Source organism: Ilumatobacteraceae bacterium (assembly GCA_033344875.1).
Classification (GTDB): Bacteria; Actinomycetota; Acidimicrobiia; order Acidimicrobiales; family Ilumatobacteraceae; genus Ilumatobacter.
Genome location: JAWPMO010000001.1, coordinates 1791463 through 1816937, shown reverse-complemented (window position 1 = coordinate 1816937; position 25475 = coordinate 1791463). Strand labels below are relative to the sequence as shown.

Sequence of the window (25475 nt, the reverse complement as noted above, 5' to 3'; positions counted from 1 at the left end):
GCTCGCCGACCAACTGAATCCTGAGTTGTGGGGTCGGGTTTGCCCGGTCTAGTGTGACCGCCCATGAGTGACAACTGGGGTTTCGAGACCAAGCAGATCCACGTCGGTGGCGAGCCCGACCCGACCACGGGCGCACGAGCGGTCCCGATCTACCAGACGACGTCGTTCGAGTTCCGCGACACCGAACATGCCGCGAACCTCTTCGGCCTCGCGGAGGTCGGCAACATCTACACGCGCATCATGAACCCGACCCAGGGGGCACTCGAGGCACGCCTCAATGCCCTCGAGGGTGGCTGCATCACGGCGATCGGACTGCCGGGCGCGTTGGCGGTGGCCTCGGGGCAGGCGGCGGCGACGCTGGCGCTGCTGACGCTGTGCGAGTCGGGTGACCACGTCGTCGCCTCGTCGTCGCTGTACGGCGGCACCTACAACCTCCTCCACTACACGATGCCCAAGATGGGCATCGAGGTGTCGTTCATCGACGACCCCGACAACCTCGACGACTGGCGCGGTGCCGTGCGCGAGAACACCAAGGCCTTCTTCGGCGAGGTCCTGGCCAACCCCCGCAACAACTTCTTCGACATCGAGAACGTCGCCGACATCGCCCACGAGAACGGCATCCCGTTGATCGTCGACAACACGGTGCCGACGCCCTACCTCGTCCAGCCGCTGAAGTGGGGCGCCGACATCGTCGTGCACTCGCTGACGAAGTTCATCGGCGGTCACGGCACGTCGATCGGTGGAGCGATCATCGACGGCGGCACGTTCGACTACGGCGCGTCGGGCCGATTCCCGAACTTCACCGAGCCCGACCCCAGCTACCACGGCCTGGCCTACTGGCCGGCCCTGGGCCACGGTTCGTTCATCCTGAAGGCACGAGTGCAGCTCCTCCGCGACCTCGGCATGGCGATCTCGCCGTTCAACGCCTTCATGTTCCTGCAGGGTCTCGAGACACTCAGCCTGCGGATGGACCGGCACTGGGAGAACGCCCAGAAGGTCGGCGAGTACCTCGACGCGCACGACCAGGTCGAGAGCGTCACGTACGCCGGTCTCGAGTCGAGCCCCTGGCACGACCGGGCTCGCGTGTACGGCGGGGGCAAGGGCTTCGGCTCGATCATCGCCTTCGACATCAAGGGCGGCGCCGATGCCGGCAAGAAGTTCGTCGAAGGTCTGACGCTCCACAGTCACGTCGCGAACATCGGCGACGCTCGCAGTCTCGTGATCCAGCCGTCGACCACGACGCACAGCCAGCTGTCGGCCGAGGAGCAGACGGCGTCGGGTGTCAGCCCGGGCCAGGTGCGACTCAGCGTCGGGCTCGAGTCGATCGACGACATCATCGCCGACCTCGACCAGGGGTTCGCTGCCGTCTGACGGTTCCAGCCGGTTCGGCCGTCGAGCCGAACCGGTTGATCAGTCGTCGTCGCGTTGTTCCTTGAGGAACTCCTCGAACTGGGCGCCGAGGTCGTCGGCCGACGGGATCGCGGCTTCGGCGCGGCGATCGACATCGTGTTCGAGCATCTTCACGTACATCTGGAGCTGCACGTCGCCGTTCGCGACCTCGTCGTGAAGGCTGCGCCACTTGCGGACCTCGTCGGCGAACTCCTGACCCTGCTCGGGTGGTTCGACGTTCAGGACGTGCGCGAGGTGGGTCTGCAACGCCGCGACGGCCTGCGGGTGCTCGGCATTCATCAGGTAGTGCGGGATGCCGACCCGCAGTGACACCGACGGGATGCCGGCGGCCGCGAGATCGGTCTGGATCACGCCGACGACCCCCGTGACCCCCTGGTAGCTCGGTTGACCGATGCCGAGCCGGCGAGCCAGGTCGCCGTCGGTGGTGCTGCCGGTCACCTGCGGCGTCCGGGTGTGCGGCACCGCCTCGGCGGCCGATCCGACCGTCACCACGGCCTCGCAGCGCAGCTCTCGCGCGACGTGGGTGAGGCACGCGGAGTAGGTGCGCCAACCGAGATGCGGCTCGACCCCCACCAGCACCACCAGGTCTCGGTCGCCCCGACCGCGTACGACGTCGAACTCGTTCTCCGGCCAGCGGATGGTGCGCAGCTCGCCCTCGTCGAACTCGACGAGGGGTCGCTCCTGGGTGAAGTCGTAGAACGGGTCGGGGTCGATCGATCCGATCGTCAGAGCGGTGTCGGCGGGAGCGAACTGGTCGAGTGCGGTCGTCGCCGCTCCGCTGATGTCGAACAGCCCGGTCAGAGCGACGAGCATCACCGGTGACCGCAACGGGCCGAGATCGGCGATCTCCAGTTCGAGGACGTCCGCGACGTTCATCGATGACGAGCTTGTCAGGCCGACGCCTCGGTCATCGCACCGACGACGTGGTCGATGCACGCGGTCAGCGCTTCGACGTCGGCCGGGTCGATCGCCGGGAACATCCCGACGCGGAGCTGGTTGCGGCCGAGCTTGCGGTAGCTGTCGGTGTCGAGCACGCCGTTGGCCCGCAGCGTGGCGCTGACGGCGGTGGCGTCGATCGAGTCGTCGAGGTCGATCGTGGCGACCACCGACGAGCGCTTGGCCGGGTCGGCGACGAACGGCGTCGCCCACTCGCGCGCCTCGGCCCACCCGTACATGATGCTGGCCGATTCGTCGCTGCGCGCAGCGCACCCCTCGAGGCCGCCCTGGGCGAGCATCCACCGCACCTGCTCGTCGAGCATCAGCAGCGTGGCGACCGCCGGCGTGTTGTAGGTCTGATTGGATCGGCTGTTGGTGAGCGCGATGCCCAGGTCGAGCGAAGCCGGGCGCCAACGATCGGACGCCGCGAGCTGCTCGATCCGATCGACGGCCGCCGGCGAACACGCCGCCAGCCACAGCCCGCCGTCGGCGGCGAAGCACTTCTGGGGCGCGAAGTAGTACACGTCGACTTCGCTCGGCTGCCAGCGCAGGCCGCCGGCGCCCGACGTGGCGTCGACCGCCACCAGTGCTCCGTCGTCGGCGCCCTCGGGCCGGCGGAGCTGCATCGCGACGCCGGTCGAGGTCTCGTTGTGGGTCATGGCGTAGAGGTCGATGCCGGCGGTTGCGACGGGTTCGGGGTGATCTCCCGTATCGCTCGACACGATCATCGGGTCGCCGAGATGCGGCGCGGCAGCGCAGGCGTCACCGAACTTCGACGAGAACTCGCCGAAGACGAGGTGCTGGCTGCGCTCCCGGACGAGGCCGAACGTGGCGGCGTCCCAGAACACCGTGGTGCCGCCGTTGCCGAGCACGATCTCCCAACCCTCGGGCAGGCCGAACAGCTCGCCGAGACCCGCCCGGACCGAACCGACGAGGTCCTTGACCTGCGGCTTGCGGTGCGACGTGCCCATCACGGTCGAGGCCCCGGCGACGATCGCATCGATCTGTTCGGGCCGGACCTTCGACGGGCCACAGCCGAAACGGCCGTCGGCGGGGAGGAGTCGAGCGGGGATTCGGATCGTTGTGGCGTCCACGGCGCCAGCATGGCAGCGCGATCGCCGAGTTGCGACCTGGGTTGCTGCGCTCGCGCAGACAGTTCGTAAGCGGCCAGGGAATTCGGCGCCGTATCTGCCACGATGTGACACCGTGAAGCGCATCTCAGAACGACTCGCCGCCATCGCCCCCTCGGCCACGCTCGCCGTCGACTCGAAAGCGAAGGCGATGAAGGCGGCCGGCGAGAACGTGGTGGGTTTCGGGGCCGGCGAACCGGACTTCCCGACACCTGCCCACATCGTCGAGGCGGCAGTCGCGGCGTGCGGTGATCCCAAGAACCACCGGTACTCACCGGCGGGTGGACTTCCGGAACTCAAGGAGGCCATCGCTGCGAAGACGATGCGCGACTCCGGGTATCAGGTCGACGCGAGCCAGGTGCTCGTGACCAACGGCGGCAAGCACGCCGTGTACACGGCGTTCGAGGTGCTCTGCGATCCGGGCGACGAGGTGCTCCTGCCGGCGCCGTACTGGACCACGTACCCCGAGGCGATCACGTTGGCCGGCGGGGTCCCGGTCGTCATCGAGACCGGTGACGACACTGGCTTCAAGGTCACGATCGAGCAACTCGAGGCGGCCCGGACCGATCGCACCAAGGTGCTGCTGTTCGTCAGCCCCGACAACCCGTCGGGCGCCGTGTACTCGCCGGCCGAGGTGAAGGCGATCGGCGAGTGGGCGGTCGAGCGCGACATCTGGGTCGTCACCGACGAGATCTACGAACACCTGACCTACGGCGGCAACGAGTTCGCATCGATGCCGACCCTCGTGCCCGACATCGCGGACCGGTGTCTGGTGTTGAACGGTGTCGCCAAGACCTATGCGATGACCGGGTGGCGCGTCGGCTGGCTGATCGGTCCGAACGACGTCGTCAAGGCGTGCACCAACTTCCAGAGCCACGTCACGTCCAACGTCGCCAACGTCGCGCAGCGAGCGGCGATCGCCGCGGTGTCGGGCCCGCTCGACGACGTCGTCATGATGCGCGACGCGTTCACGCGTCGCGGCACGAACATGCACCGGCTGCTCAACGACATCGACGGCGTCACCTGCATCGAGCCGGAGGGAGCGTTCTACTGCTTCCCGAACGTGACGGGCCTGCTCGGTCGTGACATCAACGGACAGACGGCGTCGAACACGCTCGAACTCGCCGACCTCGTGCTCGAACAGGCCAAGGTCGCGTTCGTGCCCGGCGAGGCATTCGGGGCGCCCGGCTACGCCAGGTTCAGCTTCGCGCTCGGCGACGACGACCTCGAAGAGGGCATCCGCCGCATCGCCGAACTCGTTCGCTGACGTTCGGGGCACCGACCCGAGCGCCTCACCGCCGAAGAAGCGTCCGAGCGTCAGGGGCGTCGCTCGCCTCGGAGCATGGAGGCCTCGACCTCGAGGGCCTCTTCCATGTCGCGGTGACCGTGCAGGTCGAACCAGTGGCCGTACCTGACGGCGAGCGGTCCGGACGACACGCCGTGCAGCACGACCGATGCCACGATGACGAGCACGATCACGGAGAACAGCTGCTCGCGATCGACGAGTGCCTCCTCCTGGATCACGAGCAGGCCGAACACCATCGACGCCAGTCCGCGCGGGCCGAACCACCCGATGAACGCGACGGTCCTCGGCTCGAGCCCCGAACCGACCAGCGAGATCGTGACGGGAACCATCCGGCCGACGGTGAGGGTCGCGATCGTGCAGATCGCCACGAGCGGCGTCAGCGCGTCGAACGCCGGCCACACGAGCACAGCGCCGAAGAGTACGAACGTGGCGGTCGCTCCGATCTGGGCCGCGTCCTCCGCGAGTTCGGTCTGGGTGTCGACCGATTCGCCCATGAACGCCCGCACGAGCAGGCCGCAGACGAAGGCGGCGATGAACCCGTTGCCGCCCGCCGCGGCCGACCCGGCGAAGGCAGCGAGTGCGCCGCCCAGCATGAGCAGTCGGAGTCCCTCGCTGTCGGTCCAGTGGCGGTCCATCGCCCACATCGCGACCCGGGTGAGTGCGAACGCGATCGCGACGCCGGCCAGCACGCCGATCCCGATCTCCGTCAGCGCCTCGACGGCGAGGCTCCCGGGTCCGTCGAGATCGGTGCCGATCGCCATCGACAGGAAGATCGTCACCGCCGGCACCACCATGCCGTCATTGAGGCCCGACTCGACGTTGAGGGCCTGGCGGACGCGAACCGGAACCGCCTCGTTGGAGACGACCGCCTCGCCGAGCGCCGCATCCGTCGGCGCCAGCACGGCGGCGATCAGCGCGGCCTCCGCCCAGCTCAACTTGGTGAGGAGCAGTGCGGTCAGCACGGTGCCGAGCGCGATCGTCAGCGGCAGCCCGATGCCGAGCAGCCGGGCGGGGAGTCCGATCGAACGCCGCAGTCGGCGCACGTCGATGCGCGACGCATCGGCGAACAGCAGCAGGGCGAGTGTGAGCTCGGCGAGAATCGCGACCGTCTCGCTCTCGAGGTCGATCTCGAGCACGCTCAACACGTCCGGTCCGAGCACCACACCCGCCGCGACGTAGAGCATCGGCGCGGTGACCGGGAGGTCTTCGATCACGTGTCGGACCGCGGCGACGACCGCCAAGACACCGGCGACGATGGCGAGATCGAGCACCGGCCGACCGTATCGCGCCGCCGGATTCGCCGACGTCGGGCTGCGTTGATGTCGGCTCGACGTCGCCCGATGTTCACTTGCGCGATCGACGGTCACGGAGGATGATGCGGACGTGCACGAGACCGAACGCTTGCAGGCAGCGCCATGACCACCCACGTGGCCGGCGTACACCGGAGTGCCACCCACACGTTCAGCAAGACGCCCGTCGAGGCGATCACGCTCCTCGCCGGCCTCGGTGTCGACGGTGACGCCCACTCGGGCGCACAGGTGAAGCACCGCTCGCGCGTCGCGAAGGATCCGACGCAGCCGAACCTCCGGCAGATCCTGCTGTTCCCGACCGAGCTCCTCGACGATCTGGGTGAGCGAGGCTACGACGTCGCGCCCGGAGCGCTCGGTGAGAACATCACGACGACCGGCCTCGACATCTTCGATCTGCCGACCGGCACCATGCTGCGTCTCGGCGGCGAGGCGATGATCGCCTTGACCGGCCTCCGGAATCCGTGTGGCCAGATCAACGGCCTGCAGGACGGCCTGCTCGGCGAACTGCGGACCAAGGTCGACGGTGAGACGGTCCGCCGCGGCGGTGTCATGGCGGTCGTCGTGCACGGCGGCGAGGTGCGGACGGGTGACCCGATCGCGGTGTCGCTGCCACCGGGCGAACCCATCCCGATGCACAAGGTCTGATCTGCCGCGAATCGTCGGTGACGTGCAACCCGGCGGTGTACGTCGCCGTGTGCAGGTCGGCTCGCAACGGCGACGCCTTGGTCCGAGTCGAATCTGCGGTACTCCGCAGCCTGATCGGCCCGCCCGCCAGCTAGAACACCCGTGTGGGAGTCCGATCGCGTGCCGAACTCGCTGCCGCCAGGTTGGCGGCGCAGATGGCGGCGCGACTCCGCCCGGAAGATGCGGAGCGTCTGTCGCGCCGCATGCTCGAAGCGATCGACGACGTGTCCGCCAATCGGTGGGATGCTGCCAAGCGACGGGCCGACCAACTGCCCGGCGGCATCCGGCCGGAGAAGATCGAGGCGTTGACCAAGTCGTTCTCACGCGAGTTGGGTGCCGCGGGTGCGGCTGCCGGTGCCGCTGCGATCGCCCCTGCCGTCGGCACGGGTGCGACGCTGGTGACCGCCGTCGCCGAGCTCGGATGGTTCACCGCCAGGGCGGGCGACCTGATCCTGACGATCGCAGCGGTGCACGGACGGACCGATCCGACGGTCGAAGAACGCCGAGCGTGGGTGTTGGCCGTGTTGATCTACGGCGGTTCGGCCAAGGAAGGGTTCAATCGCGCGATCGGTGAGGCGACCGATGGGGCCGCCCCTGCCGTCAACCAGCGCTTGCCGATGGCGACCCTGCAGCTGGCCAACCGACTGATGAGCCGGTCGATGCTCCAGAAGTACGGCACCCGGCGTGGACTCATCGCGCTCGGTACGGCGCTGCCGATCGGTATCGGCGCAGTGTTCGGCGGGGGAGCGAACTACCGAGCGATCCGCAAGCTCGCCCGCGACGCCGATGCGTTCTTCGCTCGATTGCCGTACTCGGCGATCGATGTCGACTCGACCGACATCACCGACCGTCGACTCGACGACTGACCCGGCGATCGTGCCGGCTACACGGCGGTCACGCTGCAGCCCGACTCAGGGCTCGACTACCTGAGCGGCACCCTGTCCCGTTGACTCGCGCATGGCGGCGATGGTTTGGCCGGCGCCCCACCCGTTGCGTTCGAGCGCGAGCAGCATCGCCGCGACGTTGCGGTCGCGGATCCGTTCGAGGTCACGGATGTCGTGGTGGCCGGACTGTTCGTCGGACTGGGTGGCGATCGTGTCGATCAGCTCGTCGGTCAGTTCAGGCACGTCCATCAGCTTGGTCCACGGCCAGCTGAGGCACTCGCCGAACTGACTGATGAAGTGACGCATGCCGCCTTCGCCACCGGCGATCCGGTAGGTCTCGAACAGGCCCATCTGCGCCCACCGCAACCCGAAGCCGTACCGGATCGCATCGTCGATCTCCTCGGTCGTGGCGATGCCGTCGTTGACGAGCCACAGCGCCTCCCGCCAGACGGCCTCCAGGAGCCGGTCGGCGATGTGGGCATCGATCTCCGACCGCACGTGCAGCGGGTGCATCCCGAGCGACCGGTACGTGCTCATCGCCCGCTCGATCACCGAGGGGTCGGTCAGCCGGCCACCGACGACTTCGACCAAGGGCAGGAGATAGACGGGGTTGAACGGATGGCCGACGACCAGTCGCTCGGGGTGCGCCAGCGGCTCGGCGAGCCGGCTCGGTCGGAACCCCGACGTGGAGGAGGCGATGACCGAGCCGACCGGAGCGGCGTGGTCGATCGCCGCCAGTGTGGCGTGTTTCAGGTCGAGTCGCTCGGGCACGCTCTCGACGATCAGCTCGGCGCTCGCGACCGCGCGGTCGATCGAGTCGTGCATCGTCAGTGATCCGATCGCGTCGCTCGCTGGCTCGAGATCGAGTTCGCGCCAGGAGAGCAATGCGTTGTCGTGAACGGTGGCGATGATCCTGGTGGCGTCGGGTGACGGATCGAACGCGTCGACGTCGACACCGTTGAGGCGGAGTCGGGCGATCCATCCGGCCCCGATCACCCCGCAGCCGATGGCGGCGGCACGCTCGACCGGCGCCTCAGCCATGCCGCGTGAGCTTCAGATCGGCGCGCACTTCGTCGGGGCCCTTGACGGTGTGGCCGATGCCTTCGATGATCTCGACCGCCCGCCCGACGAGGTCGGCGTTGCTCGCGAGTCGACCGCGGCCGAGATACAGGTTGTCCTCCAGCCCGACCCGCACGTTGCCGCCGGCGATCGTCGCCAGCGCGACGTACTCGAGCTGCTTCCGGCCGATGCCGAAGGCGCTGAACGTCCACGAGTCGGGGATGTTGTTGACCATCGCCATGAACGTGTTGATGTCGGGCGGGGCGCCCCACGGCACACCCATGCACAGCTGGACCATGACCGGGTCGTCGATCAGGCCATCGTCGACGAGCGACTTGGCCTGCCAGAGATGGCCGGTGTCGAACACCTCGATCTCGGGTCGCACGCCGAGCGCCTGGATCTGACGCGCCATCTCCTCGAGCATCGACGTCGTGTTCGTCATCACGTAGCCGCCCTCGCCGAAGTTCATCGAACCGCAGTCGAGGGTGCAGATCTCGGGCATCAGCCGTCGCACGTGTTCGAGCCGCTCCGTCGCACCGGCCATGTCGGTGCCGGCATCGTCGAGCGGCAACGGCTGCTCGACCGAACCGAGGGTGAGGTCGCCGCCCATGCCGGCGGTCAGGTTGATGATCACGTCGACGTCGGACGCGCGCACCCGCTCGACGACCTCCGCGTACAGGTCGGGTTGCCGCGCCGGCGCTCCGGTGATCGGGTCGCGCACGTGGATGTGGACGACGGCAGCGCCCGCTCGGGCCGCGGCGATGCAGTCGTTCGCGATCTGTTCGGGGGTGAACGGCACCTTGTCGCTCTTGCCGACGGTGTCGCCGCTGCCGGTGACAGCGCAGGTGATGAAAACGGAACTCATGCAGGTACCTCGATCGGGTCGTTGCCGTGACGGTCTGGGATGTGGGCGGTTCTGCGGAGGACGCGGAGCCGCGAGTACAAGTCGTCGTGGTCGGCGTAGCAGCCACGAAGGTGACGGTCGCCGCCACTGCCGAACGAGTCGCGCCCGTGCAGGATGCGACGGTTGTCGAACCCGACGAGGTCACCGGGTCGGAACGGGTACACGATCTGGAACCGTGGGTCGCGGGCCATGTCGGCGAACACCCGGAGCGACTCGTATGCCCCTGCCACGTCGGCGGTCGCCATGTGCGGCGCACTCCTGACGGGGTAGAACGCCCGGAGCGTGAGCGGCTGGTGCGTCGAGCCGTGGTCGATGATCGGACCGATCCACCGGTGTTCGGCATCGGGGGAGCGGTTCATGAACACCCAGTCGAGCGTCGTCAGCGCCTCGTACGCCTCGGGCTGTTCGACCCGGATCGCCTCGACGACGGCCAACCCGTCGCTCATCCGCGACCACCCGCCGTCGACGGTGTTCCGGATGCAGTGGAGGAACTGGAAACCCGGCGGAGTCTCCCGAGTCGGCAGGTCGGTGTGCTGGCCGAGGTCGAGCCCGGTGTTGGCCGTCGAGTCGGGGTCGACTTTGGCGATCACGCTCCAGACCGGGCCGAAGTTCGTGTCGCGGACCGGACCGACGGCGCTGACGAGCCGGCCGACGAACTCGGGATCGGTCGGCGTGCCGGTGAGCCGACAGATGCCGTATCGCGCGAGGGCGGTCAGCCACGCCTCGAACGTGTGGGGATCGGTGAGGATGTCGGTGCCGTCGAGCGTCGGTGGCTCCCGGAACGTGTCGGCGGTCCAGACGGTCAGCTCGGGAAGGGAACTCGCCGGCAGATGCCGGCCGTCGGCGACGTAGCGGAGCCAGCCGGGGTGGACTCGGATCGGAGCGCGGTCGAACCAGCCGAGCACGAGTGCGCCGTCCGCATCGACGTGGGCCGCCCGGAGCGCGTCGGGGGCCGGCAGGTGGCGTGGCTCGATCATCGACTCTCGTACGGTCGGTTCGAGGCCGTAGCCGTCGACGTTCTCGGCCAGCCACAGTGAGTAGGCATCGAACGTCGTGCCATCTGGCCAGGTCAGGGACACGAACCCGTCATGCAGGGCGGCCGACGCCAGCGCGCACCATGCATGATCGATGAAATCGGGTGTCAGCGGAGCGTTCGTCATCCCGATCCCCATTCGAGCGTGTCCTATTGAATAGGACGTCCTAATCAACGTACACTCGCACTGTATGAGCGATGTCGGCGGGGCGTCAAGGCCCATCGGCCCGGTGCACCGGGCATTCGGCCTGCTCCAACTCGTCGTCGCGGCCGGCGAACCGGTCGGCGTGCGCGACCTCGCCCGCCGCAGTGGCCTGTCGCGGTCGACCACAGGGCGCATGCTCGGCATCCTCGGCGAGCTGGGCATGGTCGAGCGCACCGCTGACGGCGCGGCGGGCCCCGGTGTCGGGCTGGCCACACTGACCGCGTCGGTCGGACAATCAGCACCCATCATGCGTGAGCGGTTGCGGCCACTGACGTCCGACCTGATGCGCGAGTTCGGCGAGAACGCGGCGATCGGGGTCGACGACGGAGATCGATTCCTGTACATCGACAGCGCTCGGGCCGACGCCGCCGTGCAGGTCGCCGATCCGGCCGGCGAACGGTTCGAGTTCCACCTCGTCGCGCCGGGCCTGGTCGCGATGGCCGACTGGCCACCCGACCGGCTGACGGAGTATCTGGCGAGCGAGTTGACCGCAGCGACCGAGTACTCGGTCATCGATCCGGATGCAGTGCGCTCCCGGCTCGCCGACATCGAGCGGGACGGCTTTGCGTGGACCGACCAGGAACTCGATGTCGACGTCAACGGACTCGCTGTCCCGATCCGCGATGTCGACGGACACCTGGTCGCCGTGGCGACGCTCTACGGCCCCGCCTACCGGCTCAATCCCGCGTCGTCGCCGACGCTGGGAGCGGCACTCGGCGGGTTCGTCACCGATCGCGCCGCCGCGCTGTTTGGCATCTGACCGACGCGCCGGGTTCAGACCGGGTGGTCGTCGGCGAGTTCGACCGGGTCGTGGTCGGTTCGGACCGCGATCATCTCGACGGCGACCACGACCGCCACACCGACCACGGCGAGCAGGATCGGGATGCCGACGTCGTCGGCGGGGCGTGCCAGATCGGTCGTGTTGGTGCCGCCGGGCCACGGCCAGAGCACGCGGAGCGAGCCGAGCATCAGCCCGACCATCGCCGCGATCACCAGGTCGTGATGATGCTCGAGGGCCCAGGTCAGCACCGACGAGAACAGCGCCAGCCCGACGATGCAGCCGGCCGCCGTGGCGCCGAGCGCAACGAGGTCTCGGTCGTTCACGGCACCGAGCACCTCGGTGTACATGCCGATCAGCACGAGGATGAACGACCCGGAGATGCCGGGCAGGATCATGGCGCAGATCGCCAGCGCTCCTGACAGGAAGAAGATCCACCACGACTTGGTGACGATCTCGGCGGTGCCCTCGGCCACCTCGGTGTCGCTCTTCAGGCCCAGCACCAGGAACAGCGCGATCGCCACGACGATCACCGCGCCCAGTTCGGCGGCGCCGACCGAACGGATCAGACGCCAGGCGATCGTCAACGAGCCGACGACCAGCCCGAAGAACAGTGCCGCCATGCGAACGGGATGATCGTGGAGCAGGTTCTCCAGCACCGACGACAGCGCGGCGATCGCAACGAGCACCCCGGCGAGCAGCGAGAGCAGCCACACCCATTCGACCTCGCGGAACTTGGTGCCGAAGCCGGCGGTGTCGCCCGTGAGGATCGCCTTGAGGGCCTGCGCACCCGCGTGGACGTTGCCGATCAGCCGTTCATAGATCCCGAGCACGAGGGCGACGGTGCCCCCGGACACGCCCGGCACGATGTCGGCGGCACCCATCGCGAAACCGCGGGCGGCTTGGGCTGCAATTGTGGGGACCGGCACGAGTGGCGAGGCTACCGCCCGGTGTTCGGTGTGATGATGACGCCGCGGTCGCCGTAGGGGATCGGGTTGCGCTTGATCAGACCGCCGATCTTGCCGAGCAGCTTGGTGATCTTGGTCATGAGGCCGTACTTCTCCGTCACGCCGCGCCGGATGGCCTCCATGTCGTCGCCGGCGACGAGTCGCGCGGTCGCCTCGGTCGGTGACGTACCCGCCTTGACCTTGCCGCGAGCGTCGCACGGCTGGACCGTGACCCGCTCGGTGTGCGCCAGTCGTTTGGCCTTCCCCGACCCGGAACTGGTCCAGAACCCGAACGTGTCGCCGTCGAGCGGCACCGACCAGACCGGAGTCGAGACGGGCGTACCGTCGCGCTTGAAGGTGGTCAACAGCACGTACTTCTCGTCGCCCAGGCTCATGTCGCCACCGTACGCCCGGGGTGATGAAGTGTCGAGGGGTGCGCGAGGATCGGCGGGTGAACCTCTTCGAACGCGCCACCGCGGTACTTCGAGCCAACGACCGAGGGCGGTACACCGTGCCGGCCGGCCACCTGTACCCCCACCAGTGGGCGTGGGACTCGGCCTTCGCGGCGATCGGCTGGTCGGTGATCGACGTCGACCGAGCGCTCGTCGAACTCGAGACGCTGTTGGGGGGTGCGTGGCCCGACGGCCGAATTCCGCACATCAGGTTCCACGATCCGACCGGCGTCTACTTCCCGGGCCCCGCGTTCTGGGGGACCGACGACCGGTCGAGCATCAGTCAGCCACCGGTGTGGGCAGCGGCGGCGCGCCGGATCCTCGACCGAGGCGGCGACCCCGAACGCGTGCGTTCCCTGATCGCGCCGATCGTCCGGTCGCACGAGTGGTTCCTGACCGCCCGCGACCCGTCGAACCTCGGACTCGTGGCCGTGGGGCACCCGTGGGAGAGCGGCATGGACAACAGCCCGGCGTGGAACGCGGCGATGAAGCGGATCGACCCGGACCTCGCCCCACCGTTCGAACGTGTCGACCAGCAGCACGTCGCCGACGCTGCGCAGCGTCCGACCGACGACGACTATCGCCGCTATGCCGCGCTCGTGACGGAGATCGCCGCCAACGGGTTCGGGCTCGGTTCGTTCGCCGTCTACGACCCGGGGATGTCGGCGATCCTCGCCTGGGCCGACGGTGAACTCGCGGCGATCGCCGACGTCGTCGGCGAGGCCGACGTCGCCGCCGCGGCGCGTCGTCGTCGGGACCGGGTGGCCGCGGGTCTCGTCGAGCACCTCTGGGACGACGCGCTCGGCCGCTTCGTGTTCCTGGACGCGTCGACGGGTCGCCACGGCTCGGCGAATGTCATCTCGGCGTACCTGCCGCTGCTGGTCGACCTGCCCGAGTCGGTGGCGTCGGCGGTCCGAGCGGGGCTCACCCGCGACTTCTCGACACCGTTTCCGGTCCCGACCACCTCACCGCACGACCCGGCGTTCGATCCGGTCGGCTACTGGCGCGGCCCGACGTGGGTCAACGTCAACTGGTTGATGGACGGCGCGCTCGGCGGTCGGTTGCGCGAACCGACGCTCGACCTGATCGAGCGGCACGGATGTCGCGAATACTTCGATCCGCTCTCAGGCGACGGGTTGGGTGCCGACGACTTCAGCTGGACCGCCGCGCTGGCGCTCGAGTGGCTCAGCCGGTGACGACCTCGAACGCCGCCGGCAGGGTGACGTCGAGGAGCTCGCAGTCGGCCGACGGGTCGGCGAGCCGGTAGCGGGTGGCTGCGGGAATCGCGACGCTGTCACCGTCGCCGAGCCCGACCGGGTCGGCGCCGTCGGCCTCGAACGTGACGCTGCCCCTCAACACCACGAGCTGCGCGAACTCGGTGTCATGCGAGATCCAACCGACCTGAACGGTGCCCGGCCGACCGGTGGGTCGGGCCACGCGTGCCCCCGCCAGGCCGTCGGTGGCACCACCGATCCCGGTGTCACGGTACTCCCAGCCGCCGACGCGCCACGGGGCGTACGGAGCACCCTCGGCGATGTGGCGGACGAAACGTTGGCCATCGAAGTCCCGACCGGGATCGGCCACACCCGTCGGAAGCGGCATCGACCAGTCGGCGATCGTCTCGTGTTCGGCCGGACAGCCGATCTCGACGACCTCGAGGCCGGCGGAGCTCTCCAGGACACGATGCCGGATCTCCGGGGGTTGGAGCACGCAGTCGCCGGTCTGCATGGTGAACGGCTCGCCTTGATCTTCGTACACCAGACGCACCCAGCCCGATTTCACGAAGATCATCTGGAACCTGATCTTGTGGAAGTGCACGTAGTCGGGCACCGGGCCGCCCTCGGGGATCGTGATGTGCGAGGCGATGAAGCGCCCTCCCCATCGGTCGGGGATGAGGTCCCGGTACCGCATGCCGGCGCGCCCGACGCCGGACTCGTCGGTGTTCCGGCTGACGGTGAGCGATGGTCGGTTGTCGGGCAGTTCGTACCCGGTCGTGCGCGGCCGGCGCTCGATGACCGAACCACCGGGCAGCATGCGGGGTGCGGCCGGGTCGTCGGTGAGGACCAGGATGGTCACCGGCCGCGGTGTCGTCGCCTGCTCCAGGCGCAGGCGGAGTCCGTGGCCGGACACCACCGCGGACGCGGGAGCATCGGCGGGGTGGATCACGTCGACCCGAAAGCCGAACTCGGTGGTCAGCGCGGTGAGATCGTCGGCGAACCGATCCGTCTCGACCAACACGTGAGCGTCGGTCATGAGCCCCAGTATCCGCGCATGTGGGGAACATGGCGGTGGATGGTTCCGTCCGTGGCGAGGACGACGACGTGGGTCGATTGCAGGACGCCGTCGTCGGTGTCGAGCATCGCGTCCCACATCACGATGTCGTCGGTCTCGCGGAACTGGTCGATCGATCGGAGCGAGCAGTTGTGGTGGCGTCGGAGGAAGGCGTCGAGGTAGGCGCTGATCTCGTCGCTCGTCGCAGCCACCTCGTCGAACCTGACGATCTGGGCGCCGTCGCCGTAGAGACCGGTCAGGCCGGCGACGTCGCCGGCACCCAACAACTCGTAGAAGCGGTCGATCAATCTCCGGCCCCGACTCATGGGCAGAGCGTACGTTTCTCCGGTGTCGGTGTCACGACGTCAGGTCCACCAGACGTCGTACCGCTGCGCAATCCCGGTGGCGACGACGAGCACCAGGCACTCGACGATCTGCTCGACGGCACCGAGGACGTCGCCGGCCAGTCCGCCGATCTTGCGGACCGCGAGTGCGACGACCGCGGCGGTGCCGACGACGGCCGCACCGAGGAATGGGAGCACCCACCAGCCCGAGACGAGGGCGACCGCTCCGGTGGCGGTGGTGAGACCGACGATCGTCGGCGCCGCACGCAGCGACGACACAGCGCTCACCCCGAGCCCGCTCTCGGTCGCCGGCGGTGCGGCCTTCATCGCGGCGACCGCCGAGACGCGCCCGAGACCGTGTGCCGCCACGAACGCAGCGAACAGCGCGGCCGGGCCGGCGATCGACGCGGCGCACACGACGCGCAGCACGATCGACGACGAGAGCGCAGCGACGCCGTAGGTGCCGTGTCGCGAGTCCTTCAGGATCTCAAGCCGACGCTCGACCGTCCACCCGCCGCCGAAGGCGTCGGCGATGTCGGCGAGCCCGTCCTCGTGGAACGCGCCCGTGATCAGCAGGCCGGCGGCGACCGCGCAGGCCGCCGCCACGGCGACGGGTACGAGTTCGGTGAGCCCCGCGGCGACCCCGCCGACGGCTGCACCGATCAGCACCCCGACGACGCCGAACCACGGCACGACCCGGGCATGGTCGACCGGGGCGCGCAAGCGGATCGGCACCCTGGTCAGGAACTGAACGGCACCGAGGAATCCGCTCACGCTCCGAACCACTCCTCGAACGTCGGTACGTCGACGACCCCCGTGCAGGCCATCCGGACCAGCGGCAGCGCGGCGACCGCACCGCTGCCCTCGCCGAGCCGCATCCCCAGGTCGAGCAGCGGTTCCATGCCGAGGTGTTCGACGATCAGCCGGTGGCCTGGCTCGGACGACAGGTGGCCGACGACGCAGTGGTCGAGCGCACCGGGGAGCGCGACGTGCATCGGCAGCACGGCCGATGCGGTGATGTACCCGTCGAGCACCACGGGGATCCGATGGTGGCGTGCACGCACGCATGCCACGGCCATCGCCGCGTGTTCGGCGCCGCCGATCTCCCGCATCACCTCGATCGGGTCGTCGACGTGGGCGATTCGTCGTACGGCTGCTTCGACGGCCGCCCGTTTTCGGGCGAGCCCCTCGTCGTCGACGCCGGTGCCGCGGCCGACCCATCGAACGACGTCGCCGCCGATCAGTGCCGCGGGAAGTGCGGCGGAGATGGTGGTGTTGCCGATCCCCAGTTCGCCGAGCGCGATGACGTCGGCGCCCGCCGCGGCTGCTTCGTCGACGGCCGCAATCGCGATACTGGCGACGCGGTCGAGACGCTCCGGTGACAACGCCGACTCCGTCCGGATGTCGCCGGTCGGGTCGCCGACGCCGACGTCGAACACGGCGACGGTTGCACCGGCAGCCCGTGCGAACGCGTTCACGGTCGCCTTGCCGGCCCGTACGGCGGCGAGCATCGCCGCCGTCACGTCGGCCGGGTAGTTGCTGACCCCGGCCACCGTGACGCCGTGGTCGGCCGCGAACACCAGCACCGACGGTCGGTCGGCGGTCGGCACGTCGCCGGCCTGCCACGCCGCCATGTGGGCGGCGACGTCGTCGAGCCGTTGCAGCGCACCGGTCGGTCGCAACACCTGCTCCGCACGTGCGCGCACTGCGGCGGCCGCGTCGGTGTCGGCGCCGGGCAGGTCGACGAGGAGCGAACGGATCAGGTCGCTCACGTCGGCGTCGCCCCGAGATCGGTCAGCGGCAGCGCCCGTCCGGCGACCAGGAGCAACGCCTCGTCGGACGCCTCGACCCACTGCTGGTTGACGCGTCCGAGCAGGTCGCGGTACCGGCGGGTCATCGCGTCGACGGGGACGATTCCCATCCCGACCTCGTTGGTGACGACCACCGTGTCGGCGTCGCGGGCGGCCGCGACGCGGAGCGCGGCGACAGACGCGTCGGCGACCTCGTCGTCGGTCCGACCGTGATGCATCAGGTTGCCGAGCCACACGGTCAGACAGTCGATCACGACGAAGGCGTCGCCGGCCTCACGCAGCGCTCCGGCGACATCGAGTTCGGCCTCGATCGTGCGCCAGCCGTCGGGGCGCTCGTCGCGGTGCGCATCGATCCGGGCATTCAGGTCGTCGTCACCGTCGATGCGCGGGCTCGTCGCGATGAAGCAGACCGGCCCGGTCGCGCGGTTCGCGAGCCGCAACGCGGCGGTGCTCTTGCCGGAGCGTGCGCCACCGAGCAGGACCGTCAACATGTCAGTAGTCGATGCCGCGCTTGGCGCGAATGCCCTGCTGGTAGGCGTGTTTGACCTCGGTCATCTCCGTGACCGTGTCGGCGATCTCGATCAGCTCGTCCGGCGCGTCGCGACCGGTCACGATGATGTTGACGTGTTCCGGTCGGTTGGTGATCGTGTCGATCACGTCGGCCTGGTCGATCCAGCCCCACGTGCACAGATAGGTCAGCTCGTCGAGGATCACGAGTCGGTGGTCGCCCGCCAGGATCGCCGCCTTCGCCGCGCTCCACCCCTCGTTGGCGTGGGCCTTGTCGTTGTCGAGGTTGTCGGAGTCCCACGTGAACCCGTCGCCGAACGACTGCCAGTCGACACCGAGCTGCCGACCCATCTTCTCCTCGCCGACCTTCCAGTTGCCGCTCTTCACGAACTGGATGACCGCGACGGGCCAGTCGACGGCCACGGCGCGCAGCATCATGCCGAACGCCGACGAACTCTTGCCCTTGCCGTTGCCGGTGTTCACCAACACCAGCGACGTGGCCGATCGGAGGCCGTCGGGTCGTGGGTCGTCTTCGAGTGCGTCGGTCGTTGCGGTCGGTTCGTCAGCCATCAGGGCGGCGAGCCTATTGGACGCGACGATGTCGCGCTCGAAGGTGTATCGTCCGATCCGCACAGTCGGTGCGAAGTCCGGTGAGATCCCGGCGCTGTCCCGCAACGGTGGTTCCGAACACGATTCGGACGAGCCCGGTCGACCCTTCGGTGCGCGAAACCTAGACCCTCGAGGCAAGGGCGGTTCGCAGATCGGTCCGCCGGTCTCTGACCCACTTGTCCTCCCGATGTGGAGGAAACCCATGAAGATCAAGACCCTGGCCGGGATCGCCGGCCTGGCACTCGTGCTCGCCGCCTGTGGCGACGACGGAACCGCCGGCTCCGACGGCTCGGCCGTCGAGTCGGTGGAACAGTCCGACGGGGCGGCGCCAACCACGACCGAGCCCGAGACGCCGGCGACCACCGAGCCCGACACCACGGCGCCGGCGACGACCGAGCCCACCACCACCGAGCCCACGACGACCGAGCCGGACGAGAGCTCCACGCCGCAGGCGATCATCTCGCTCTCGCCGACGGCGACCGAGATGCTCTATGCGATCGGGGCGGGCGACCAGGTGCTGGCCGTCGACGACTTCTCGAACTTCCCGGCCGAGGCCGCCGAGAAGATGTCCGGTCTGTCCGGCTTCGAGCCGAACGTCGAGGCGATCGCCGGGCTGGAGCCCGACCTGGTCGTCACCGACGGCACGAACCCGGCGCTGCTCGATCAGCTCGACACGCTAGAGATCCCCCGGTGGGAAGGTCCGGCAGCCTCGTCGTTCGACGACGTCTACACGCAGATCGAGCAGCTCGGTGCCGCCACCGGGCATGTGGCCGAGGCCGCACAACTGGTCGCCGAGATGCAGCAGGATGTCGCCGAGGTCAAGGCCGGCTTGCCGGAGCTCGAGACTCCGCTGACCTACTACCACGAACTCGACGCGACGTTCTTCTCCGTCACGAGCGACACGTTCATCGGGGCCGTCTACGCGGAGATCGGGCTGGTCAACATCGCCGATGCCGTGGGGGAGGGCAACCCGTACCCGCAGCTCAACGCCGAGTACATCATCGACGAGAACCCCGACCTGATCTTCCTGGCGTGTACGAAGTATTGCGGTGAGACCGCCGAGACGCTCGCGGCCCGGCCCGGCTGGGGTTCGCTCGACGCCGTGACCGGTGGTGGCGTGATCGAGATGGACGACGACATCGCCTCCCGCTGGGGGCCGCGCATCGTCGACCACCTCCGGGCTGCCGGCGAGGGTGTCGCCGTCGTCGCCGACTCCGTGACGGCCGGCTGACCGTCGTGTCCACCGAGCAGCACCGCAGCCGGACGTCGATCGGCTGGTTTCCCGCGGCCACGATCGGCGTCGTCCTCGCGGTGCTGCTCGGTGCGATGATCGGACCGGCGGGCCCGGTCTGGTGGCGTGTGCCGCTGGCACTGCTCGACCACCTGCCGCTGATCTCGATCGACAGTGGCGTCAGCGACCTCGAGTGGTCGATCATCTGGAACATCCGCATGCCGCGCGTCGTGCTCGCCGGTCTCGTCGGGGCGATGTTGTCGGTCGGCGGGGCGAGCTACCAGGGTGTGTTCCGGAATCCGCTCGTCGACCCGTACCTGCTCGGCGCAGCGGCGGGTGCAGGGCTGGGTGCGACCCTCATGATCGCGATCTGGGGCGACGTCGGCGCCTCGTGGATCGTCGACCCGGTGCCCGCGGTGGCGTTCGTGTTCGCACTCGGATCGGTGGCGTTGACCTACCTCGTCGGCGCCTCGTTCGGGGGGCTGCGCGGTACGTCGACCCTGGTGCTCGCCGGTGTCGCGATGGTCTCGCTGCTGACTGCGATCCAGACCTTCGTGCTCCAGCGCAACTCCGATGTCGTGCGCGAGGTCTACAACTGGATCCTCGGTCGGCTCTCGACCGCTTCGTGGAGCGATGTCCGGCTGGTGTTCCCCTACGTGCTGGTGAGTTGCGGTGTGTTGCTCTTCCACCGGCGCCATCTCGACCTGCTGCGTGTCGGCGACGACGAAGCCGTCACGCTCGGTGTGCCGGTCACCCGCGTCCGCCTCGTCGTCGTGATCGCCGCCACGCTCGGCACCGCCGCCGTCGTCGCGGTGAGCGGTCTGATCGGGTTCGTCGGCCTCGTCGTACCACACATCGTCCGGCTGCTCGCCGGTGCCAGCTACCGACGGCTCCTGCCGTTGACGATTGCGTTCGGAGCGATCTTCCTGATCCTCGCCGACATCCCCGGCCGGACGCTCACTGCGCCGGCCGAACTCCCGATCGGCGTCGTGACCGCCTTCATCGGAGCGCCGTTCTTCATCGTGCTGCTCCGGACGAGGGAGATCGCACGATGAGCTCCATCGAGTTCAGCGACGTGAGCGTGCGATACGGCAAGCTCGACGTCGTGCGCGGGTTCACCGACACCGTGCGATCGGGGGAGTGGCTCGGTCTGATCGGGCCCAACGGTGCCGGCAAGTCGTCGCTGCTGAAGGCGGTCGTCGGTGTGGTTCCGTCGTCGGGTGACGTGATCGTCGACGGGTCGTCGATGTCGCTGCGCTCGCGGGCGAGGCGAGCGGCACTCGTCGCCTACGTGCCACAGGATCCGCTGATGCCCGCCGACATGACCGGCTTCGAGTACGCGCTGCTCGGCCGGGCGCCGTACGTCGGGTACTTCGGCAGCGAGAGCAAACAGGACCGCGCGATGGTCGCCGACGTGCTCGACCGGCTCGAGCTCGGCCCGTTCGCGAACCGACGACTCGCCCATCTCAGCGGCGGTGAGCGTCAGCGACTCGTCATCGCCCGAGCGTTGGCGACCGAGGCACCGATCCTGCTGCTCGACGAACCGACCAGCGCACTCGACATCGGCCACCAGCAGCAAGCGCTCGAACTCGTCGCCCGGCTGCGCAACGATCACGGGCTCACGGTCATCTCGGCGATGCACGATCTCACGCTCGCCGGGCTCTACAGCGATCGCCTGGCGCTCATGCACGAGGGCGTCGTCGTCGCCACCGGTGAGCCGGGCACGGTGCTGCGAGCCGAGACGCTGGCCGAGTTCTACGGGGTGCGGGTGAGCGTGCACCGCGAACCGGACGGCACGATCGTCGTCATCCCCCGCCGGGATTCGTTCACGTCGTGAGGCCGTTCGCCGTCAGGCGACCGGGACCGCGTACACGACGATGTTCTGGCGGTAGCGGCGGATCTCGGGGTTGAACGAGCCGCCACACGTGATCAGCACGAGCGTCTCGTCGCCGGTCGTCCGCCAGATCCGCTCCCGCGGGAGCGAGTCCTTGTCGTACATCGTCCGCTCGACGACCTCGTAGGTGCGGACGGTGTCGTCCTCGAGCCGGACCTCCACGCGGGCGCCGGGTTCGAGCGAACCGAGCTCGAAGAAGGGACCGATCGTGTCGTTCCACGAGACGTGGGCGGCGAGCACGGTGGCGCCGGCCCGGCCGGGGCTCGACCCGTACCGATACCAGCCGATCTCGGTCTCGTCGGGGACTTCGAGCTGCCCGTCGTCTTCGAGGCCGACCGGGCGGACCGGGCCCCAGAGTTCGATGTCGTCGATCGTGATCGAGCGGGGCTGCATCCGCGGCTCGATCGCCGGCGGGATCGCCGACCCGGGCACGCCGAGGAGGTCGGCGAGCGGAGAGAGCGCCGGGGTGCTCGTGGCCGGCGAGGTCGGGGCGGCGTCGGCAGGGGCGGCGCCGACATCGGAGGGCACACCCTGAGGCGCCGCTGTCGTCGCGGGAACCGAGGAAGGTGTAGACAGCAGCGGCACCGTCGCGGGGGTCGTGGCCGCCGTGGCGGGGGTGACGTCGAGGACGACCTGTTCGTCGGACGAGGGCCAGACTGCAGCGGCGCCGAGGACGACGGCGCCGAGGGCGAGCAGGCCGGAGACGACGAGCAACGCCCGACCCGTCGCACGGGGGCGATCAGGTCGGGCGTTGCTCATGGTGGGGAAGGGTAGATCGGCGGGTCGGGCTGATCAGCGCTGCTTGACCGTGCGCAGCGTCAGAGCGCCGCCGGCGAGCGCCAGCATGCCGGCCGCTGCGGCGAGCAGCGACAGGTTGACGGAGTTGCCGATCGGCGTACCGGTGTTGACCTCGGTCGGGGCGGGGGTGCCGTCGCTGTCGTCGGCGGCGGCCTCGGTGCCGACCTCGATCTCCTGGGTGTAGAAGGTGAAGGTCTCGTCGGCGAGCGAGCCGACGGCGTAGACGATCAGGTTCGAACCGGCCGCGAGGTTCACGGTCGGGACGTCGGCGATCGGGTCACCACCGGCCGGGGCGATCTGTGCGCCGGCGATCTCGCCGGCGGGCAGTGCCAGCTCGGCGCTCGCGCCGTTCTCGGCACCCTCGATCGGACGGGCATCGCCCACGACGAGGTCGACGGCCGGGGCCGCAGCGGTGTGGCGGACGGTCAGACGACCTTCGCCGTCGGCGGTCGGTGCCGTGTTGTTCTCGAAGGCGGCGATCGCCGGCGTGCCCTCGGCATCGAGGTGAGCCATCACGGTCCAGTTGCCCGAGGCGGGGACCGCGAGCTCGGCGAGCGGGCCGATGACGATGTCCTCGGTACCGGCGAGGCGGACCTCGACGTCGGTGAGCGTCTGGCCGGCGAATGCGGAGAGGTCCTGGGTCGTGCCGGGCTCGAAGCCGGGCAGGAGGACTTCGCCGCCGACGGCGACGTCGACGGTGGCACCGGGGATGCCGTGGAGGAGGGTGACGGTGGCTGCATCCTGGGCGGCGACGGTGCCGCCGCTCAGTGCGACGGCCGCAACGGCTGCAATGCCTGCGAGTACTCGCTTCATGGGAGTGGGTCCTTTCTGGTGGAGCAGGGGTGCTCGAAAGGTCCTACGGAGCGAGTCGTGGATCCGGATGCAGACGGGTTGCAGATTTCTTCGACGTAGCCTGTTCGGCGTGACCGAGACCGCTCCGGATCATCGCCGCACCCGGCCGAAGAACACCGAGCGCTACACGTACATGGCGGCATTCGTCGACATCCTGCACATGCCGCTGGTCATCGGTCTCGTGGTGTTGGGTGCGACGGCGTGGGAGGGTCCGGTCTTCATCACGGTCGTCACCGCCGTGATCGTCATCCAGATCGCCTTGCTCGGTTGCCCGTGCATGGCGCTCAGCGGTTGGCTCCGCAAGCAGCACGACCCCGAGTACGAACCTCGCTGGTCGGTCACCGTGTGGCTCTATCAGAAGTACGGGCCGGCCGCCGGCATCGGGGTGTTCGTGTTCTTCTTCCTCGCCGCGCTCGGCGTACGGGCCTTGATCGTCTAGCCCAGCACGGTCACGACCACGACCCCGGCGAGCACCGTCGCGCTCGCGAAGTAGTCGGCCCTGGTGTGCCGTTCACCGAGTGTCACGTGCGCGATCGCGAACGCGATGATCAGTTCGACCTGGCCGAGCGTGCGCACCTTGGCGGCGCTCTCGAGCGTGAACGCCCATGCCCAGCCGATCGAACCGAGCAGGCTGAACACGCCGACCCAACGCGCCGGTCGCCACGCCCGAATCGTGGCGGTGATCTGGGTGGGGTCGGTGGCGGCGAACCAGATGAGGTTCGCCGCCGTCTGGACCAGGAGCAGGATCGTGAGTGTGAACAGTGCCCGGTCGAACGACGGGGCGCCGGTGAGATCGCGCGATGCGGCGCGGATGCCGATCGCTGCACCGGCGAATCCGGCCGCTGCGACGAGCCCCATCACCGCCGCCGGGTCACCTGCGCGCTTGACCAGCGAGATCAGCGACCCCTTCGACGCCAGCCACGCCACACCGGCCGTGACGAGCACCGCACCGACCCATCCGGCCGGCTCGAGCGGCGTGCCCAGCCCGAGCGTCGCGAGCGCGGCGACGATCAGCACCTCCGACTTGGAATAGACCGTGCCGACGGCGAAGTCGCGCAACTTGAACGACCGGAGCAGCGCGACCGTGCCGACGATCTGCGACACGGCGGCTGCGGCGACGATCGGCCAGAAACGTGTGGAGACGTCGGGCACGTCGCGACCCAGTGCGCCGAACGCCACGAGGCTGGCCAGCACCGCCAGCGGTGCGCCGTAGGCATAGCGCACGAACCCGGCGGCGGCGGTCGACAGCACGGCACGCAACTCGTGCTGTCGGGAGGTGCGCAGGATCTGGAAGGTCGCTGCGGCGAGCGTGATCGGTATCCACATGATGTCTCATTATTCGGGAGCTTGAACCCGAAGAATGAGATCGTAGCGTGACGCACGGGCGCGGGCGATGCCGGACCGTCAGTCCTCGGGTTCGAGGGCGAGATCGAGGGTGACGACCTCCGACGGCGTCGCCACCGCGCCGACCAGGTCGGAGATGAACTCGTGCTCACCCCCGACGTACAGCGACCAGAAATCGACGTCGGTGGCGACGAACCAACGCCGGTCGTCGGGCCAGAAGAGTTCGGGTCGTTGCCAGGCGTCGGGTTCGGCGGGATTGCGCAGGTGCGTCACCGCCGACACCGGTCCGGTCACGAGGTGGTAGGTGCGATACGGCATCGTGAACCGAGGCACGGTGGTCAGCTCGGCCCGGATCGACGAGTTCCGGCGATCGTCCTTCGCGCGCAACCGCGCCCGCTCCTGCTCGAGCTGCAGCCGGGCCTCGTCGTCGAGCGGCCCCGGATGGGCGATGTGTCGTGTGCTGCTGTCGAAGCCGTGGCCCTCCCAGATCGCGAACCACGCACGGTCGGGACTCGACGTGTGACGTTCGCCGACCGATGCGATCGTGGCGAACAGCTCGCGATACGACGACCAGAACCGGTCGCTGCCCGGGGGTGCCTGTACTCGCAGCACCGACGGGTAGGCGTTCGGGACGAGTGCACCGACGGTGAACTCGGCACCTCGGCACGCGCTTCGGATCCAAGCGGCCGGCGCACCCGAGTTCGCCGCTGCGACGCGGTCACCGAAGACCATCACCGCAGTGTCGCGCTCGCGGGCGGCGGCGAGGTTCCCGGTTT

General features: G+C 69.1%; 28 protein-coding genes. 10 read left to right on the top strand and 18 right to left on the bottom strand.

Annotated elements, in window-relative coordinates; all coding sequences use genetic code 11:
- Positions 1-63 precede the first annotated feature (63 nt).
- The gene (locus tag R8G01_08645; GenBank protein ID MDW3214048.1) at positions 64-1371 is read left to right on the top strand and encodes a bifunctional o-acetylhomoserine/o-acetylserine sulfhydrylase; all 1308 of its coding nucleotides are present in this window, start codon (positions 64-66) and stop codon (positions 1369-1371) included.
- 39 nt (positions 1372-1410) lie between these two features.
- Here R8G01_08645 and R8G01_08640 read toward each other — a convergent pair whose 3' ends face one another.
- Together R8G01_08640 and serC are read right to left on the bottom strand one after the other, a co-directional pair.
- The gene (locus tag R8G01_08640) at positions 1411-2286 is read right to left on the bottom strand and encodes a PAC2 family protein (GenBank protein MDW3214047.1); all 876 of its coding nucleotides are present in this window, start codon (positions 2284-2286) and stop codon (positions 1411-1413) included.
- A gap of 14 nt (positions 2287-2300) precedes the next feature.
- Positions 2301-3440 (bottom strand): phosphoserine transaminase, encoded by a 1140-nt coding sequence (gene serC, locus R8G01_08635; protein MDW3214046.1) that lies wholly within the window; start codon positions 3438-3440, stop codon positions 2301-2303.
- Between the two features lie 112 nt (positions 3441-3552).
- On the opposite strand from serC, the gene R8G01_08630 reads away from it, so the two are divergent.
- Positions 3553-4743, top strand: a complete 1191-nt coding sequence (locus R8G01_08630) for a pyridoxal phosphate-dependent aminotransferase (GenBank protein ID MDW3214045.1) — start codon at positions 3553-3555, stop codon at positions 4741-4743.
- 50 nt (positions 4744-4793) lie between these two features.
- Here R8G01_08630 and R8G01_08625 read toward each other — a convergent pair whose 3' ends face one another.
- Complete coding sequence (locus tag R8G01_08625) at positions 4794-6053, bottom strand: cation:proton antiporter (protein MDW3214044.1); 1260 nt, start codon at positions 6051-6053, stop codon at positions 4794-4796.
- A 144-nt stretch (positions 6054-6197) separates the two neighbouring features.
- Here R8G01_08625 and R8G01_08620 point away from each other — a divergent pair, with 144 nt between their 5' ends.
- On the top strand, positions 6198-6737 hold the full coding sequence (locus tag R8G01_08620; protein MDW3214043.1) for an MOSC domain-containing protein: 540 nt from the start codon (positions 6198-6200) through the stop codon (positions 6735-6737).
- 143 nt (positions 6738-6880) lie between these two features.
- On the top strand, positions 6881-7642 hold the full coding sequence (locus tag R8G01_08615) for an EcsC family protein (protein MDW3214042.1): 762 nt from the start codon (positions 6881-6883) through the stop codon (positions 7640-7642).
- A gap of 45 nt (positions 7643-7687) precedes the next feature.
- On the opposite strand, the gene R8G01_08610 is transcribed toward R8G01_08615, so the two are convergent.
- From R8G01_08610 to R8G01_08600, 3 genes are read right to left on the bottom strand one after another with little or no spacing between them, the layout of a single operon-like run.
- Positions 7688-8701: a 3-hydroxyacyl-CoA dehydrogenase NAD-binding domain-containing protein gene (locus tag R8G01_08610; GenBank protein MDW3214041.1), complete on the bottom strand. Its 1014-nt coding sequence runs from the start codon at positions 8699-8701 to the stop codon at positions 7688-7690.
- Positions 8694-9584 carry a 3-keto-5-aminohexanoate cleavage protein gene (locus R8G01_08605; GenBank protein MDW3214040.1) on the bottom strand — a complete coding sequence of 297 codons (891 nt, stop codon included), beginning with the start codon at positions 9582-9584 and terminating at the stop codon, positions 8694-8696. Before R8G01_08605 ends, R8G01_08610 begins: the two co-directional genes overlap by 8 nt.
- A complete protein-coding gene (locus R8G01_08600; protein ID MDW3214039.1) occupies positions 9581-10783 on the bottom strand; it encodes a TauD/TfdA family dioxygenase in 1203 nt (400 codons plus the stop codon). The genes R8G01_08605 and R8G01_08600 overlap by 4 nt, the downstream gene beginning before the upstream one ends.
- 64 nt (positions 10784-10847) lie before the next feature.
- On the opposite strand from R8G01_08600, the gene R8G01_08595 reads away from it, so the two are divergent.
- A complete protein-coding gene (locus R8G01_08595; protein MDW3214038.1) occupies positions 10848-11621 on the top strand; it encodes an IclR family transcriptional regulator in 774 nt (257 codons plus the stop codon).
- Between the two features lie 14 nt (positions 11622-11635).
- Here R8G01_08595 and R8G01_08590 read toward each other — a convergent pair whose 3' ends face one another.
- Together R8G01_08590 and R8G01_08585 are read right to left on the bottom strand one after the other, a co-directional pair.
- The gene (locus R8G01_08590) at positions 11636-12568 is read right to left on the bottom strand and encodes a DUF368 domain-containing protein (GenBank protein MDW3214037.1); all 933 of its coding nucleotides are present in this window, start codon (positions 12566-12568) and stop codon (positions 11636-11638) included.
- Positions 12569-12579: 11 nt separating this feature from the next.
- Positions 12580-12981, bottom strand: coding sequence for a PPOX class F420-dependent oxidoreductase (locus R8G01_08585; GenBank protein MDW3214036.1), 402 nt, complete (start codon positions 12979-12981; stop codon positions 12580-12582).
- Positions 12982-13037: 56 nt separating this feature from the next.
- Here R8G01_08585 and R8G01_08580 point away from each other — a divergent pair, with 56 nt between their 5' ends.
- Positions 13038-14234, top strand: a complete 1197-nt coding sequence (locus tag R8G01_08580; protein ID MDW3214035.1) for a hypothetical protein — start codon at positions 13038-13040, stop codon at positions 14232-14234.
- Here the strand turns inward: R8G01_08580 and R8G01_08575 are convergent.
- The 6 genes from R8G01_08575 to cobO are packed head-to-tail and all read right to left on the bottom strand — an operon-like array spanning position 14224 to position 18541.
- Positions 14224-15291 carry a hypothetical protein gene (locus R8G01_08575; GenBank protein ID MDW3214034.1) on the bottom strand — a complete coding sequence of 356 codons (1068 nt, stop codon included), beginning with the start codon at positions 15289-15291 and terminating at the stop codon, positions 14224-14226. The genes R8G01_08580 and R8G01_08575 overlap by 11 nt on opposite strands.
- Entirely contained in the window at positions 15288-15635 is a 348-nt protein-coding gene (locus R8G01_08570) for a hypothetical protein (protein MDW3214033.1), read from the bottom strand. The genes R8G01_08575 and R8G01_08570 overlap by 4 nt, the downstream gene beginning before the upstream one ends.
- A gap of 39 nt (positions 15636-15674) precedes the next feature.
- Entirely contained in the window at positions 15675-16427 is a 753-nt protein-coding gene (locus R8G01_08565) for an adenosylcobinamide-GDP ribazoletransferase (protein MDW3214032.1), read from the bottom strand.
- On the bottom strand, positions 16424-17425 hold the full coding sequence (cobT, locus tag R8G01_08560) for a nicotinate-nucleotide--dimethylbenzimidazole phosphoribosyltransferase (protein MDW3214031.1): 1002 nt from the start codon (positions 17423-17425) through the stop codon (positions 16424-16426). Before cobT ends, R8G01_08565 begins: the two co-directional genes overlap by 4 nt.
- Positions 17422-17955 (bottom strand): bifunctional adenosylcobinamide kinase/adenosylcobinamide-phosphate guanylyltransferase, encoded by a 534-nt coding sequence (locus R8G01_08555; protein ID MDW3214030.1) that lies wholly within the window; start codon positions 17953-17955, stop codon positions 17422-17424. The genes cobT and R8G01_08555 overlap by 4 nt, the downstream gene beginning before the upstream one ends.
- A gap of 1 nt (position 17956) precedes the next feature.
- Positions 17957-18541, bottom strand: coding sequence for a cob(I)yrinic acid a,c-diamide adenosyltransferase (gene cobO, locus R8G01_08550; protein ID MDW3214029.1), 585 nt, complete (start codon positions 18539-18541; stop codon positions 17957-17959).
- A gap of 241 nt (positions 18542-18782) precedes the next feature.
- On the opposite strand from cobO, the gene R8G01_08545 reads away from it, so the two are divergent.
- Genes R8G01_08545 through R8G01_08535 form a run of 3 tightly spaced genes read left to right on the top strand, consistent with a single transcriptional unit; the run spans position 18783 to position 21648 of the window.
- A complete protein-coding gene (locus R8G01_08545; protein ID MDW3214028.1) occupies positions 18783-19811 on the top strand; it encodes an ABC transporter substrate-binding protein in 1029 nt (342 codons plus the stop codon).
- A 5-nt stretch (positions 19812-19816) separates the two neighbouring features.
- Entirely contained in the window at positions 19817-20866 is a 1050-nt protein-coding gene (locus R8G01_08540) for an iron ABC transporter permease (protein MDW3214027.1), read from the top strand.
- A complete protein-coding gene (locus tag R8G01_08535) occupies positions 20863-21648 on the top strand; it encodes an ABC transporter ATP-binding protein (protein MDW3214026.1) in 786 nt (261 codons plus the stop codon). The genes R8G01_08540 and R8G01_08535 overlap by 4 nt, the downstream gene beginning before the upstream one ends.
- 12 nt (positions 21649-21660) lie before the next feature.
- Here R8G01_08535 and R8G01_08530 read toward each other — a convergent pair whose 3' ends face one another.
- Positions 21661-22464, bottom strand: coding sequence for a sortase (locus R8G01_08530; protein ID MDW3214025.1), 804 nt, complete (start codon positions 22462-22464; stop codon positions 21661-21663).
- Positions 22465-22497: 33 nt separating this feature from the next.
- On the bottom strand, positions 22498-23316 hold the full coding sequence (locus R8G01_08525; GenBank protein MDW3214024.1) for a DUF4397 domain-containing protein: 819 nt from the start codon (positions 23314-23316) through the stop codon (positions 22498-22500).
- Between the two features lie 109 nt (positions 23317-23425).
- Here R8G01_08525 and R8G01_08520 point away from each other — a divergent pair, with 109 nt between their 5' ends.
- A complete protein-coding gene (locus R8G01_08520) occupies positions 23426-23794 on the top strand; it encodes a hypothetical protein (protein MDW3214023.1) in 369 nt (122 codons plus the stop codon).
- On the opposite strand, the gene R8G01_08515 is transcribed toward R8G01_08520, so the two are convergent.
- Both R8G01_08515 and R8G01_08510 read right to left on the bottom strand, forming a co-directional pair.
- Positions 23791-24681: a hypothetical protein gene (locus R8G01_08515; GenBank protein ID MDW3214022.1), complete on the bottom strand. Its 891-nt coding sequence runs from the start codon at positions 24679-24681 to the stop codon at positions 23791-23793. The two genes, R8G01_08520 and R8G01_08515, sit on opposite strands and share 4 nt — an antisense overlap.
- Positions 24682-24759: 78 nt before the next feature.
- Positions 24760-25431, bottom strand: a complete 672-nt coding sequence (locus tag R8G01_08510) for a hypothetical protein (protein MDW3214021.1) — start codon at positions 25429-25431, stop codon at positions 24760-24762.
- Positions 25432-25475: the final 44 nt, after the last annotated feature.

Bases quoted from the DNA above. Each gene is read 5' to 3' on its own strand.
- R8G01_08645 (MDW3214048.1), top strand. From the start codon at position 64: ATGAGTGACAACTGGGGTTTCGAGACCAAGCAGATCCACGTCGGTGGC.
- R8G01_08640 (MDW3214047.1), bottom strand. From the start codon at position 2,286: ATGAACGTCGCGGACGTCCTCGAACTGGAGATCGCCGATCTCGGCCCG.
- R8G01_08620 (MDW3214043.1), top strand. From the start codon at position 6,198: ATGACCACCCACGTGGCCGGCGTACACCGGAGTGCCACCCACACGTTC.
- R8G01_08610 (MDW3214041.1), bottom strand. From the start codon at position 8,701: ATGGCTGAGGCGCCGGTCGAGCGTGCCGCCGCCATCGGCTGCGGGGTG.
- R8G01_08605 (MDW3214040.1), bottom strand. From the start codon at position 9,584: ATGAGTTCCGTTTTCATCACCTGCGCTGTCACCGGCAGCGGCGACACC.
- R8G01_08600 (MDW3214039.1), bottom strand. From the start codon at position 10,783: ATGACGAACGCTCCGCTGACACCCGATTTCATCGATCATGCATGGTGC.
- R8G01_08595 (MDW3214038.1), top strand. From the start codon at position 10,848: ATGAGCGATGTCGGCGGGGCGTCAAGGCCCATCGGCCCGGTGCACCGG.
- R8G01_08585 (MDW3214036.1), bottom strand. From the start codon at position 12,981: ATGAGCCTGGGCGACGAGAAGTACGTGCTGTTGACCACCTTCAAGCGC.
- R8G01_08575 (MDW3214034.1), bottom strand. From the start codon at position 15,291: ATGACCGACGCTCACGTGTTGGTCGAGACGGATCGGTTCGCCGACGAT.
- R8G01_08570 (MDW3214033.1), bottom strand. From the start codon at position 15,635: ATGAGTCGGGGCCGGAGATTGATCGACCGCTTCTACGAGTTGTTGGGT.
- R8G01_08555 (MDW3214030.1), bottom strand. From the start codon at position 17,955: ATGTTGACGGTCCTGCTCGGTGGCGCACGCTCCGGCAAGAGCACCGCC.
- cobO (MDW3214029.1), bottom strand. From the start codon at position 18,541: ATGGCTGACGAACCGACCGCAACGACCGACGCACTCGAAGACGACCCA.
- R8G01_08545 (MDW3214028.1), top strand. From the start codon at position 18,783: ATGAAGATCAAGACCCTGGCCGGGATCGCCGGCCTGGCACTCGTGCTC.
- R8G01_08535 (MDW3214026.1), top strand. From the start codon at position 20,863: ATGAGCTCCATCGAGTTCAGCGACGTGAGCGTGCGATACGGCAAGCTC.
- R8G01_08530 (MDW3214025.1), bottom strand. From the start codon at position 22,464: ATGAGCAACGCCCGACCTGATCGCCCCCGTGCGACGGGTCGGGCGTTG.
- R8G01_08525 (MDW3214024.1), bottom strand. From the start codon at position 23,316: ATGAAGCGAGTACTCGCAGGCATTGCAGCCGTTGCGGCCGTCGCACTG.
- R8G01_08515 (MDW3214022.1), bottom strand. From the start codon at position 24,681: ATGTGGATACCGATCACGCTCGCCGCAGCGACCTTCCAGATCCTGCGC.
- R8G01_08510 (MDW3214021.1), bottom strand. From the start codon at position 25,431: ATGGTCTTCGGTGACCGCGTCGCAGCGGCGAACTCGGGTGCGCCGGCC.